We start from the raw sequence: 13374 nt of genomic DNA, 5'->3' as shown, positions 1-13374 counted from the left end.
GCTTGATCGGGTGTTCGCGCTGATGCAATCCGATTCGATCCTGATGCCAAGCAACTCGCGCCGTTCAAGGCGCATCAGCCAGTCGTTGCGCCTATTCGCGCATATGATGGTCCGTGGCGATTCGCGATCCTTGCAACTACGTCATGTTCTCGTTGCGCAAGGCGGATTCAATGGATGCGGCTGCGGTCTCAGGATCGACTTGTTCGGTATCAATCTCCAGCCACGGTGATGGCAGGTCTGGAAACGCAAAGGCACCTTGTTGTTCCAGAGTCAGATAGAAGTTGGCGTCAGTGAGTTTGCCGAACTTGCGACGGCTGTCGTTGCCGATCCGATCCAGAATGGCCGTCCTTGAGCAAGACAGCGCCACGTACCAGACGCTGCCGCCGGTTGTCGTGATCGAATCCTGCAATGACTGGATCAGGTCCGGCGCGACCGAGGCCTCGGGATGAAACGTGAAAATGAATGAGCGTCCGGCGGCGGCGGCTTCCGTGAAGGCCGTCTTCCAGATCACTTCCCGCATGGCCTTGAACCCGGGCGAACCGAACTCGAACAGACTCAGTGCTGCGTCGACTGCCAAGTGATTGTGGAACAGGGGCAAGCCGGTGCGACCGCTTAGCGCCTGTGCAATGGTGTGTTTGCCCGCCGCTGCGGGGCCATGGATGAAGACTACGAACACAGTGCCGGATTCCGAATGGGTTGGTGTGGGGCCATCTTCCGCATCGTAGCGCCGAATGGCGAGTGGTCGCTCACCACCCACGCTTGGTCACCGAATCCTATCGGTCATTCGGGATGTTTTGCTGGATCGCACTAATCCTGGCGCGCTTTTGCAGGCGGTGATCGATCAGGCCCCGGACTTTTGGCCAGGTCGCACACGTGATCCTTTTGGCTCGATTAATCCGTACTGCGGATCACCTCCTGGAGAATCCGCTCATGGTCGTTCGATGTTTGAAAGCTACTGTTCTGCTCGCCACAACGCTGGTTGTTGGGTCTGCCAGCGCGCAGCTATTGGAGGGATTGCCTGATCCCGCGTTCGGCGGCACGGACGCCGGTACTGCCAGTGTCGATTTCAACCTGATGGCCAACGCCTTTGATGACACCGTGGGCCTGCGTCGACTCGGCAACGGCAAGTTGCTGTTGGCGGCACGTGTCGCGGTGCCGGTTGGGGGGATTCGGCGTTTCCGGCATGGTCTGGCACGTTTTAACGCCGATGGGACGGCGGACTTGAGCTTCAGCGGCGATGGCAAGGTCGTGCCCGCCGTGCCCGATCCGAACTTCGACTACCAACCTGCTGGTCTGGTCTTTACGTCAGAAGGCAAGACGTTGATCTTCGGCGCGCGAAACGATCTGCAGAACCAACTGTTTCCGGCAGTCGTCAATGTTTGCCGCTACAACGCTGCCGGCAGTTTGGATACCACGTTTGACGAGGACGGTTGCGCGAATCCTGTCATCGGCATTGTCGAAGGTGAGACTGAGCGCGTCATGGATGTCGATACGTTGAGCAACGGTGGCATTTTGATCACCGGACAAATCGAGGATGACCCGGCACCCGGAATCGATTGGTCGGCCTTTGTCTACAAGCTCACCGCCAATGGCGCGCAGGATTTCAGCTATGGCGACGGCGGGCTTGGCTACACGCTCATCAAGCCTGCGAACTGCGATTGGTGCACCCCGCGAAGCGCCGTGACGACAAATGATGGTTCCATCTACGTGTTCGGCAGCAACCAGTTCGCGATGTCGTTTGTGGCCAAATTGGATCCGAATGGTCACCTTGATCCGAGCTTTGGTGTGGGCGGCTATGCGATCTTCAGCTTTGCCAATCTGCACGCGATTCCCGGTGCGCAGGAGTTTCCGGTAGGCGGCGCAATCGATAGTCAAGGCCGAATTTATCATTGCGGTTTTATTCGGCAGCAGAATGACAACGGCAAGACGGTCATGACTGTGGCACGACTGGATACGGCCGGTATGCTGGATCCGGGCTTCAGTCAGGGTGGTCGCCTCGTGCAGCCTTTGATCGATGTGTTGCCGATGTCAACGGTTCGCGACTGTCTGGTGGACAGTGCTGATCGCTTGGTCATGGCGGTGGCAGTGGGCGGTGCCGATGGCACCAGCGCCGACTTTGGGGTGGTCCGCTATCTGCCTTCCGGAGAACGCGATGCACGCTTCAATCTCGCAGGATTTTCCCGGCGCGGGATCGATCTGGGTGGTCCTGGAATTGGGCATGATCTACCCAAGGCGCTGATCGAAGACCAGGGCGGACTCGTGCTGGCCGGTACCGCCAACTTGGAAAATACCGACACCCCGATCCGCAAACTGATGTTGCTGCGTTGGCGCGATGAGGGCGTGTTTTCGAACAGCTTCGAGTAGCTGCAAGGTGCCTTGAGCCGCCATCCGGACCACGTGCGGGGTGCCGCGACGTGGGTCTGTGCGGCTTGCCGCCCTTAGTCCCAAACGCACGGACTGTTGCGCGTCGCGGTCACCCGATCGGCCAAAAACTCGCCCTGACCAAAACCGCCCGCGCGGGCATCAAAGCGCACACGCATCTGGCTGCAACTGGTGTTCTCCAACTCGACGGTCCCAAACGGCTGGGTTTGGATCTGTCCGGGATTGAAGTTCGGTGGATAAAAGGTCCCGACGGGGCGGCCCAGACTGAAGTGATAGCGGTTGATGCCCAATCCAGGGCCCATGCCCATGGGTTGGTCGCGTTCGCCGACCAGCCACATCGGGTCGCCCTCAATGTCGAAGGTGTACCAAATCAGGAAATCCCGCTGCTGGACGTTGTTGCCATTCTGCACTGGCATGTGATGCAGAATCAGGCCTTCGCCGCTGCGCGATGGTGCGACGTAGATTCCTGCAAGCGAAAACGACTGGACATTCGGGATCGGCAAGATGACCGGACCGGTGTACTCGGCGTGTTCGGTGAGGCGCGACAAACTGCGATTAGGCGATCCATAGCGACCCGGAACGGTGAGTCGGATCTCGGCGCTGCTCCGGTTCTTGAACAAAAGTTCGGCAGATCCGAAGCCTTGTGCGCGAAGGTCACCGGTCTGAAAGTTCTGAAAGCGTGGGCCACGGTACAAGGCGATATCCGGCACGCTAATGCCATTGCCGTCGATCCGACCGAGCCCGACCCACCAAAGCTGCTCGCCGCCATCGCCGAGAGCGGGATAGCTATAGCCGCTGACGATCGCCTGATTGTCTGGCAAGGGTTCAACATAAAACCCTTCGCCGACCAGATTCGGATCAAACCAAATGCCGGCGTTGCGCGCGCTGGTTTCGGCCTCCAGTTGGTTGGGGCGCGGCCGCATGGTCTCGTCCACCGTCTCCGTAATGGTGGGCTCCCCGGGAACGCGACAGGCGCCGGCGTTGCCGGCCTGTTGCGAGGCGGTGCAGGCTTGCTGGAAGTCCGTGGTCTTGACCTGGGCGCCATTCATCGACTGCTTCAACGTGACCCATGCCGCATCCAGTTCCGGCGCACTGAAGCCGCAGTGGCTGCTAACTTCCTCGCGAACCAGCGCGCGAAACAGTTGGCGGATTTCGCCGAGTCCTTGCACCACGGTTCGATAGTCACCGTTTTCGTCCAGAAAGCGCTGATGCGACGGTCGTACGAGCTCATCGCGCGACGTGTGGAGCAGCACCACGCGCGTGGATGCGGGTATCGCGCCCGTCAGGTCGGACACACGGTGCAATTGCTGGCGGGCCCAGGCATCGGCTTGAAATCGCGGTACCGCGCTGTTGATGCCGGCATCAGTGTAGTCGACACCGCTGGTGGTGAACGGATTGCCGCCATTGAGCTTTAACGGATCACGAATCAAATCGCTCATCGCGAACGTCGCGTAGCCGATGTTGGTGATGAAAAAATCCTCACTCTCGAACTTGCCAAACGCCATCAGGCGCGCCAAGCGCGCGCGCTGACCGTTTGAGCGAAGCAGTGGTGGCAAGGTCACGCCCGTGCATTGCGTGACGCGCGCCAGCGTGCGAATCACCGCTCCGGAGTTCAGCAGGTCGCCTACATCATTCGGGATCTGATCGCGTTCGAATACCCACGGCAGTGGCCCGTCGCTACGCGGCAACTCGCCGCCACCCACGCCGGCACAGACCGCATCGTAGGCCATGCGCAGATCAACCGCAGTGTCCCAACTGCGCGCGCCGGCCGCAGGCGGGCATACCGACAGCACGCCGCGAATCCGCTCAAAGCCCGGGCTTTCGGCCAGGCGCAAGGCAATGAGCCCGCCCATCGAGCCGCCCATGCTGATCAAATCGCCAGGCGCGCCAAATCGCTGCGTGAATGCATTCAGCAAATCGCGATTGTCGTCGACGGCACTGAACAACGCCCAACCCGCCATGCGATAGCCGCTGGCGGCAACGGCATAGCCTTCGGACAATAGGCGATCGCGCCAAGGTCCAAGCCCTGGGTCGTCGTCGAATTCCAGGTTGAAACCATGCTGGAACAGCACCAATGCATCGCCTGGTTGCCAACCATCGGGTACTTCGATGCGGATATAGGCGCCGCTTGGCAAGCGCTCACGATATTCGGTGCTCGCGGTTGCTGGCACCGCGATCAACCAGCAAAGGCAGGCGATACCGCGGAGCAGGCGACCGAGCGCGTTCATTGCTAGAGCCTCATCAGCGTGGACTTGCCAAACAGGCTTTCGACCAGATCGACCGCCAGCCGTGCCGTGCGGTTGTGATCGTCGTAAGCCGGGTTCAGTTCGACGATATCAAGCGACGCCATGCGATTGGTATCGGCAATCATCTCCATAACCAACTGCGCCTCGCGGTAATTGGGGCCGCCCGGCACCGTTGTACCGACGCCCGGGGCGATTTCGGGGTCGAGAAAATCGACATCGAAACTGACGTGCAAATGAGTGTTGTCATCCAGGTCCGACAACGCCTCTTCCATCGCTCGCTTAATACCGATCTCATCGATATAACGCATGTCGTAGATGTCGAGTTTCATCTCGTGTACTAGGCGTTTCTCGCCGGCATCCACCGAGCGGATGCCGATCTGGCGAATCTGCTCAGGTTGGATTGCCGGGCAGTGATCGCCGATCTGCGTCAGTTCGGGCGGGCCAATGCCGCATAAGCACGCGACCGGCATACCATGCACGTTGCCGCTCGGCGTGATCTGGTTCGTATTGAAGTCGGCGTGGGCGTCCAGCCACAAAATCAGGAGCTTCTTGCCATGCAAACGACAGTGATCGGCAACAGCCGCGATCGAGCCGAGGCCAAGGCAGTGATCGCCGCCCAGCAGTACCGGGAGCCTGGCCTCACCGAGCGCTTCGCGCACGGCGTTGTAGACAGCGCGATTCCACTCGACGACCTGCGGCAGATGTCGATAACCGTTGACCGGTGGTTTCCATGGGTTCATTGGCCCGGACAGATTGCCCAAATCCTCGACCGCCATGCCGCGGTCGCGCAGTGCTTCAACAATCCCGGCAACACGCAGGGCTTCAGGGCCCATCGAGGCGCCGCGGTGGCCTGCACCGATATCGGTCGGGGCGCCGATCAAACGAATCATGCTCATAGGAATGTGGTTCTCTCAATGCGCCAATTGGCCCAGAAACGATGACCGAACGGAGGATATTCCCAGTGCGGCGGCGTGCCAAAAACGGGCGGAGAATAGCCGACCGCCGGCCGCAAGCCCAGGCCGGCGGTGCCGACCAGCTGGTCTCGGTGCAAAAAAATGCTTTGCAGATCAGGTGGTTGTGTTGTGAGCGATCAGGCTGGCGGGAATTGCCGTAGCAGTACCGCAAAGAGTCGTTCGGTTTCCAGGGCCGCTGCCGCATCAGGAGGATTCAGGTCTGGCCAACTGCGCACCTGGGTTTCCAGATCGCGGGCGGCCTGGCCCAAGGCGTCAAAACCATAACTGCCGCCCGAACCCGCGAGCTTGTGGGCGACACCGATGACGTCCTTCAGCGCGTTCTGGTCGCGCTCGGCAATCCATAGCGAAAACGCCGATTCCAAGGCTTGGCGTTTCTCCGGCAAGGAGGCAGCAAATTTGGCGGTCAGAGCGGCGATTGCAGCCTGGAAATCTGGTTTGTTCATGCATGGCATCCGAAAACGAAAAACCGCGCCGAAGCGCGGTTCTCCTTATCGCGAGTTTGCTGCCTTCCGGTCAAGTCCGGATGTGCGGCCGCGGATCAACCGCCGAGCTTGAACTCGATTCGGCGCGTCATGTTCATGGCTGCTGGCTGACCGTCACGGATGGCCGGCTGGAACTCCCACTGCTGGACGGCGCGAATGGCTTCACGGTCAAACACGCGTGCGGGATCGCCCCGAACGACTTTGACGTCCGCGACTTTGCCATCGGCGCCAACCGTGAACTGGACTTCCACCCAGCCCTCCTGGCGGGCGCGGGCCGCCTTCGGCGGATAACTCGGGCGAACGGTGCGGACCAACACGGCATCACGAGACGGTAGCACTGGTTTGGCCGGTTCGGGTTCAGGCGTTGGCTGCGCGGCGGGAGGTGGCGTCGTCGTGCTGGGTTCCGGGGTTGACGCTGGCCGCGTCGCGCTGGCAACTGGCTGCGTGGTCGCCGGCGCGGGGGCGGGTTCGGCAGCGGCTTGGGCGCGACGCGTGGCTTCCGCTTCCTGAGCCAGGCGGCGTTCTTCCTCGCGCTGAATCTGCGTGCGTGCGGCGTTCAGCTTGGACTTCAGCCGGGACACCGAGTAGGAGTCCGGATTGGCCCGGTCGAGCAAGTCCACGATGCGCTGGGCCTCGTCCATGTTGCGATCGGCGATTTCCGATTCAGCCTGGGTGGCGCCGAGCGGAAACAGGTCGATCAGTGCGCTGACGGCGCGGTCGTTCTGGGGTTCCTGGGCCAGGACGGCCAGGTAGTACTCCATGGCGTTATTGCCCGGCGGGGCGAGCGTGCGGTTCTCGGCGTCGGCGCGGCGGGCGTCGGCCAGCAGTTGCTCCACGGACTTGGTGGCGTTGGCCGGCGCGGCTTGCGGGCTCGCCCCGGCTTCGGGACCGGCCGCTTGTTGCGGCGCAGCCTGCTCGGCTTCCTTTTTCCCGCATGCAGTCAGAGCGGCCACGGCAATGAGGGCTGCGGGCAAGAGTTTTCGAGTGATCGTCGGCATTGTTTGGTCTCGGACGGTCGGGGGGGCGGGTGACGTTGCCTGATCTTCCCTGATGCAGGATCGTGACGGAAGTCACGGGACGCCGACATTATAAGAACGGATTTCAGACTTGCACGGCAAATCACAGACAAAGTCGATTGCGGTGATGCCGCCCATTCGGGGACTTTCGCAATAGGCGGTGAGACGATCTGATGCCCTGATGAATGCGAATCAGTTCCAAGAGGGACGGCTTCAGTTCGCGGCTTAAGATATTGATTGTATGAGCTTTGATCGATCGGGCCGCCGAGCGAAACGCCACGTCGCAGCGGTCTTCAATGGGGCGCTGGGAGGCCGCGCCAAGTCCGCCATTCAGGAAATTCGGGGTTCAGGGTCGGGGGCGGCAGCCACAATTATTCAGCCCTCGGATCGATCGAACGGATGATTCTTTAACAAATTTTTGAACCTGCGGTGGCCTGTCGAGTGATGGCTGCCACGTGACAAATTGCCGACAGCGGGGGCGAACGCGCGACACTTGCTTGCAGGCTCGGCAACAGGTCATGACAATGTGCCAATGACTATTTCCGCTGAAAGATATCCGTTCCTGTCCAAGATTGGTTCGCCAGCAGAGCTCAAACTGCTGGCCGAATCCGATCTTCCGGTGGTGGCGCAGGAACTACGCGACTATCTGATTCAAGAGGTCGCGCAGGTGGGCGGGCACTTCGGTGCCGGCCTGGGCGTGGTCGAGCTGACCGTGGCATTGCATTATCTGTACGACACGCCCAGTGACCGTCTGGTTTGGGATGTCGGCCATCAGTGTTACCCACACAAGATTCTGACCGGTCGCCGCGATCACATTCGGACGATCAAGCAGAAGGGCGGTTTGGCGCCTTTCCCGCGCCGCGAAGAGAGCCCGTTTGACGCCTTTGGCGTGGGGCACTCCTCCACGTCGATTTCGGCTGCCCTCGGCATGGCTATTGCGAATGCCCGTGCCAACGATCCGCGGCGCGTGGTGGCCGTGATTGGCGACGGCGCGATGACGGCGGGTATGGCGTACGAAGCGCTGAATCACGCCGGCGGCATGGACCCGCACCCGGATATGCTGGTGATCCTGAACGACAATCGGATGTCGATTTCGGAAAACGTCGGCGGCCTGACCAAGATGCTGGGCCGGATGATGGCCAGCGACACCATGAACGCACTCCGCGAAGGGGGCAAGCGGCTGGTCGGTCGCGGCAATCCGCTCGCGCGGTTCCTGAAGCGTTGGGAGGAGCATGCCAAGGGGATGTTCGTGCCCTCAACGCTGTTTGAGGAAATGGGTTTTCACTACTCCGGTCCGATTGACGGCCATGATCTGCCGGCGTTGCTGCAGGTCTTGAAGACGCTGAAGACGCTGAAGGGCCCGCAGCTGCTGCACGTGATTACCACCAAGGGCAAGGGCTACGAACTGGCGGAGGAAGATCAGATCGGCTACCACGCCGTCACGCCGTTTGATCCGGCGGTTGGAATGAAGCAAAAGTCCGGTGGCGGCAAGCCGAGCTACACGCAAGTGTTTGGCGATTGGCTCTGCGATATGGCCGCAGCGGATTCGCGGCTCCTGGGCATTACGCCCGCGATGCGCGAGGGGTCGGGCTTGGTGCGGTTTTCAAAGGAGTTCCCCGAGCGCTACTTTGACGTTGCTATTGCCGAACAGCATGCGGTGACACTCGCGGCCGGCATGGCATGTGAGGGCGGCAAGCCCGTGGTCGCGATCTACTCAAGTTTTCTGCAGCGCGCCTATGATCAGCTGATCCACGACGTGGCGCTACAGAATCTCGACGTGCTGTTTGCGATCGATCGTGGTGGGGTTGTTGGCCCAGATGGCGCAACCCATGCCGGTAGCTTCGATTTGAGTTTTCTGCGCTGTATCCCGAACATGGTGATTATGGCGCCGGCAGACGAGAACGAATGCCGTCAGATGCTGAGTACCGGATTTCACTTCGCCGGTCCCGCGGCCGTGCGATATCCGCGTGGCGGTGGCACCGGCGTGGCGATCCAGTCCGAGCTCACGACCTTGCCGATTGGCAAGGCCGAAGTGCGTCGAAAAGGTCGCGGCCTGGCGTTGCTTGCCTTTGGTGCGTTGTTGCCGGTCGCGCAGGAAGTTGGCGACAAGCTGGGTGCGACCGTGGTCAACATGCGTTTCATCAAGCCGCTCGATGCCGAATTGATTCTGGAGGTCGCGCGGAGTCACGCCGGACTCGTCACGCTGGAAGATAACGCCATCATGGGCGGTGCTGGCAGTGCCGTGCTCGAGCTTTTGCAGGCGCACGGCCTGACCGTGCCGGTGCTGAACCTCGGTTTGCCAGACAGCTATCTGGAGCACATGTCGCGCGAGGACATGCTCGCGAGCGTGGGTCTGGATGGTCCTGGGGTGTTGGCGGCGATCCAGCAACGATTTGCCGCCGAGGGTGTGCGTCCGGTCGCCGCCTGAGACCAAAATCCGAGCCAAAAATCGGAAAATTTCACGGCAAGCGCTTGACACTCCGTAGGGGGCTCGTCAGAATGCGCGGCTCCGTGGAGGGATACCCAAGTGGCCAAAGGGGGCTGACTGTAAATCAGCTGTCGCACGACTTCGGTGGTTCGAATCCACCTCCCTCCACCAACAAAATTTGTATCAGTGTTTGGAAGGTGGATTCGAACCACCGGCAAACACATTCGGTTCGACCGGACTGCGTAGCAGGCCGGAACATCCGAAGGATGGCCCGGAGGGCGACAGGCAGAATGCCTGGAGTCATCCACCTCCCTCCACCAACAAAATTTGTATCAGTGTTTGGAAGGTGGATTCGAACCACCGGCAAACACATTCGGTTCGACCGGACTGCGTAGCAGGCCGGAACATCCGAAGGATGGCCCGGAGGGCGACAGGCAGAATGCCTGGAGTCATCCACCTCCCTCCACCAAGTTCGATATTGCCCAGTGTTGAATTTGCGTACTTAAGATTTTGCGGTAAGAAGCTTCAAAATCGCGGGAGTAGTTCAATGGTAGAACCTCAGCCTTCCAAGCTGATGGTGCGGGTTCGATTCCCGTCTCCCGCTCCATTGAGTAGCAGGGCCGAATAGTTGGGCAACAATTTAGAAGTCGCAGCATCAGCAGTCGGAAAGCAAAGCACTGAAGCCCTGGTTTAGCAGTCTCCAGTGCTTTGTTTTCGCAGGTTTCTGTGCTCACGTAGCTCAGTCGGTAGAGCACCTCCTTGGTAAGGAGGAGGTCGCTGGTTCGATTCCAGTCGTGAGCACCATTTTCTTACTTATCACCTTGAATATGTTCGGAGTCCGTCATGGCAAAGGGTAAATTCGAGCGCACCAAGCCGCACGTGAACGTCGGCACGATCGGTCACGTTGACCACGGCAAGACGACGCTGACGGCGGCGCTGACGAAGGTTGGCGCAGAGCGTTTCGGTGGCGAATTCAAGGCGTACGATCAGATCGACGCAGCGCCGGAAGAGAAGGCGCGCGGTATTACGATCTCGACGGCGCACGTTGAGTACGAAAGCCCGACGCGTCACTACGCGCACGTGGACTGCCCAGGCCACGCCGACTACGTGAAGAACATGATCACGGGTGCGGCGCAGATGGACGGCGCGATTCTGGTGTGCTCGGCTGCTGACGGCCCGATGCCGCAGACGCGTGAGCACATCCTGCTGGCTCGCCAGGTCGGTGTGCCGTACATCGTGGTGTTCATGAACAAGGCTGACATGGTCGACGACGCCGAGCTGCTCGAGCTGGTCGAAATGGAAGTCCGTGAACTGCTGTCGAAGTACAACTTCCCAGGCGACGACACCCCGATCATCAAGGGTTCGGCCCTGAAGGCGCTGGAAGGCGACCAGAGCGAAATCGGCGTGCCGGCGATCATCAAGCTGGTGGACGCGCTGGATACGTACATTCCGGAGCCGAAGCGTGACGTCGACAAGCCGTTCCTGATGCCGGTCGAAGACGTGTTCTCGATCTCGGGTCGCGGCACGGTGGTGACGGGTCGTATTGAGCGCGGCATCATCAAGGTGGGCGACGAAATCGAAATCGTCGGTATCCGTCCGACGCAGAAGACGACGGTCACGGGCGTGGAAATGTTCCGCAAGTTGCTCGACCAGGGTCAGGCAGGCGACAACGCCGGTCTGCTGCTGCGCGGCACGAAGCGTGATGACGTGGAGCGCGGCCAGGTGCTGTGCAAGCCAGGTTCGATCACGCCGCACACGGACTTCGAAGCCGAGATCTACGTGCTGTCGAAGGACGAGGGTGGCCGTCATACGCCGTTCTTCAAGGGCTACCGTCCGCAGTTCTACTTCCGTACGACAGACGTGACCGGTTCGTGCGAACTGCCGGAAGGCGTCGAGATGGTGATGCCGGGCGACAACATCAAGATCAAGGTGCAGCTGATTGTGCCGGTCGCGATGGACGAAGGCCTGCGCTTTGCGATCCGTGAAGGTGGCCGCACCGTCGGTGCCGGCGTCGTCGCCAAGATCATCAAGTAACAACGCGTCTACCCAGGCCTCTTGGCTTGGGTAGGCAAACAATCCACAATACGGATGGCGGGCACAGGCCCGCCGTCCGTGTCGGTTTAAGCCTTACGCCAGTAGCTCAATTGGCAGAGCAGCGGTCTCCAAAACCGCAGGTTGGGGGTTCGAGTCCCTCCTGGCGTGCCACCTTAAACCTTCACTGCGGGCGCAGTGCCATTATGAATGCAGTCGTTGAATCTAAAACATACTCCAACGTCGACAAGGCCAAACTTGGCTTATCGATTGCCATCGCAGTGGGCGCCTGTATCGCCTTCGCGCTGCTCTCGGATAAGTTCAATATCTGGTTGCGCTTGCTCGGCCTGATTGTCGGCTTCGCAGCGGCGGCGGCGGTGGTGTGGTTCTCGAACTTTGGTCCGGCGCTGCGCGAATACGTGATCGAGTCGCACTTCGAAATGCGGAAGGTCACCTGGCCGACCCGCAAGGAGAGCTGGCAGACCACGTGGATCGTCTTCGCCATGATCGCGATCATCGGCATCCTGCTGTTTTTATTTGACTCGCTGCTCAGCTGGGTGTTCCTCGACATCATTTACGGCGGCAGCCGCTGAGGAACAGTTATGGCCAAGCGTTGGTACGTCGTTCACGCCTACTCCGGCTTTGAAAACAAAGTCGCTCGCTCCTTGAAAGAGCGTATTGAGCGCGCCGGTATGCAGGAAAAGTTCGGCGAGGTTCTGGTGCCGAGCGAAGAAGTCGTGGAAATGCGCAGCGGCCAGAAGCGCAGGAGTGAGCGAAAGTTCTTTCCGGGTTATGTGCTGGTACAAATCGAAACGAACCTGGATGCCAAGGCCATTCGGATCGACGACGAATGCTGGCACTTGATCAAGGAAACCCCCAAGGTCATGGGCTTTATCGGCGGTACTGCCGAGCGGCCGTTGCCGATCAAGGACTCTGAGGCCGAGATCATTCTGCAGCGTGTTCAGGACGGCGCCGACAAGCCGCGTCCGAAGATTCTGTTCGAGCCGGGCGAACTGGTCCGCGTTACCGAAGGCCCATTCAACGATTTCAACGGCACGGTCGAAGAAGTCAATTACGAGAAGAGCCGTCTGCGCGTGGCCGTGTTGATCTTCGGTCGCTCGACACCGGTGGAGCTCGAGTTCGGTCAGGTCGAAAAAGCCTGAGGTCTGCGACGGGGGCAAACCCTGGCGCGGCGTTTGGTGCAAGTACTCTAAGCCGGGCCCGGCATACTGTCGGGCTCGGTTATTCCATTAGGCGCCTAGTGCGCCTATTGGTGCGACAGTTTTAACAGGTGGAAGGTCATTGACCTTCCTGTTCATCCCCAAGGGAGAAGTCCCGCAGCCGGCAACGGTGTGCAGACGCCATCACTCCAGGAGTCCTCAACATGGCAAAGAAGGTAGTTGGCTATATCAAGCTGCAGGTGAAAGCCGGGCAAGCCAATCCGAGCCCGCCGGTCGGTCCGGCGCTCGGTCAACGCGGTCTGAACATCATGGAATTCTGCAAGCAGTTCAATGCAGTGACGTCCAAGATGGAGCCAGGCATGCCGATTCCGGTGGTCATCACCGCGTATTCGGACCGTACGTTCACGTTCGTCACTAAGACGCCGCCGGCCACGATTCTGCTGAAGAAGGCCACCGGTATCCAGTCGGGCTCGAAGCGCCCGAATACGGAAAAAGTCGGCAAGGTGACGCGCAAGCAGCTGGAAGAGATCGCCAAGGCCAAAGAGCCGGATCTTACAGCAGCGTCGCTCGACGCCGCCGTCCGCACGATTGCGGGCAGCGCGCGCAGCATGGGTCTGGTGGTGGAGGGCTAAAT

General features: G+C 60.2%; 11 protein-coding genes and 4 tRNA genes. 10 read left to right on the top strand and 5 right to left on the bottom strand.

The genetic code is table 11. The features are described from left to right. Positions 1-136: 136 nt before the first annotated feature. Positions 137-757 carry a P-loop nucleotide/nucleoside kinase family protein gene (locus tag C7S18_RS16275; RefSeq protein ID WP_106892564.1) on the bottom strand — a complete coding sequence of 207 codons (621 nt, stop codon included), beginning with the start codon at positions 755-757 and terminating at the stop codon, positions 137-139. A 188-nt stretch (positions 758-945) separates the two neighbouring features. Between C7S18_RS16275 and C7S18_RS16270 the strand changes: the two genes are divergently transcribed. Next, positions 946-2364, top strand: a complete 1419-nt coding sequence (locus C7S18_RS16270; protein WP_206207915.1) for an NHL repeat-containing protein — start codon at positions 946-948, stop codon at positions 2362-2364. 74 nt (positions 2365-2438) lie between these two features. On the opposite strand, the gene C7S18_RS16265 is transcribed toward C7S18_RS16270, so the two are convergent. From C7S18_RS16265 to C7S18_RS16250, 4 genes are all read right to left on the bottom strand, one after another. Continuing rightward, positions 2439-4610 carry an alpha/beta hydrolase family protein gene (locus tag C7S18_RS16265; protein WP_106892562.1) on the bottom strand — a complete coding sequence of 724 codons (2172 nt, stop codon included), beginning with the start codon at positions 4608-4610 and terminating at the stop codon, positions 2439-2441. A gap of 2 nt (positions 4611-4612) precedes the next feature. Beyond that, a complete protein-coding gene (gene rocF, locus C7S18_RS16260; RefSeq protein ID WP_106892561.1) occupies positions 4613-5524 on the bottom strand; it encodes an arginase in 912 nt (303 codons plus the stop codon). Positions 5525-5718: 194 nt separating this feature from the next. Then, positions 5719-6045 (bottom strand): Hpt domain-containing protein, encoded by a 327-nt coding sequence (locus C7S18_RS16255; protein WP_170113307.1) that lies wholly within the window; start codon positions 6043-6045, stop codon positions 5719-5721. 95 nt (positions 6046-6140) lie between these two features. Continuing rightward, positions 6141-7082: an energy transducer TonB gene (locus tag C7S18_RS16250; RefSeq protein ID WP_106892559.1), complete on the bottom strand. Its 942-nt coding sequence runs from the start codon at positions 7080-7082 to the stop codon at positions 6141-6143. Positions 7083-7632: 550 nt separating this feature from the next. Here C7S18_RS16250 and dxs point away from each other — a divergent pair. From dxs to rplK, 9 genes are all read left to right on the top strand, one after another. Beyond that, positions 7633-9528, top strand: coding sequence for a 1-deoxy-D-xylulose-5-phosphate synthase (gene dxs / locus C7S18_RS16245; protein ID WP_106892558.1), 1896 nt, complete (start codon positions 7633-7635; stop codon positions 9526-9528). Positions 9529-9613: 85 nt separating this feature from the next. After that, positions 9614-9699 (top strand) — tRNA-Tyr (locus C7S18_RS16240). 362 nt (positions 9700-10061) lie between these two features. Further along, a tRNA-Gly gene (locus tag C7S18_RS16235) sits at positions 10062-10135 on the top strand. Positions 10136-10256: 121 nt separating this feature from the next. After that, a tRNA-Thr gene (locus C7S18_RS16230) sits at positions 10257-10332 on the top strand. A 39-nt stretch (positions 10333-10371) separates the two neighbouring features. Further along, positions 10372-11562, top strand: a complete 1191-nt coding sequence (gene tuf / locus C7S18_RS16225) for an elongation factor Tu (protein WP_106892548.1) — start codon at positions 10372-10374, stop codon at positions 11560-11562. Positions 11563-11657: 95 nt separating this feature from the next. After that, positions 11658-11733 (top strand) — tRNA-Trp (locus tag C7S18_RS16220). A 32-nt stretch (positions 11734-11765) separates the two neighbouring features. Beyond that, complete coding sequence (secE, locus tag C7S18_RS16215; RefSeq protein ID WP_106892557.1) at positions 11766-12152, top strand: preprotein translocase subunit SecE; 387 nt, start codon at positions 11766-11768, stop codon at positions 12150-12152. 9 nt (positions 12153-12161) lie between these two features. Continuing rightward, positions 12162-12722, top strand: a complete 561-nt coding sequence (gene nusG / locus C7S18_RS16210; protein WP_106892556.1) for a transcription termination/antitermination protein NusG — start codon at positions 12162-12164, stop codon at positions 12720-12722. 221 nt (positions 12723-12943) lie between these two features. Further along, complete coding sequence (rplK, locus tag C7S18_RS16205; protein ID WP_106892555.1) at positions 12944-13372, top strand: 50S ribosomal protein L11; 429 nt, start codon at positions 12944-12946, stop codon at positions 13370-13372. The last annotated feature ends 2 nt before the right edge of the window (positions 13373-13374 follow it).

This window comes from Ahniella affigens (genome assembly GCF_003015185.1).
In the GTDB taxonomy this organism is placed as follows: Bacteria; Pseudomonadota; Gammaproteobacteria; order Xanthomonadales; family Ahniellaceae; genus Ahniella; species Ahniella affigens.
The sequence above is the reverse complement of the archived record's forward strand: the minus strand, read 5'-3'. Positions and strand labels throughout refer to the sequence as shown.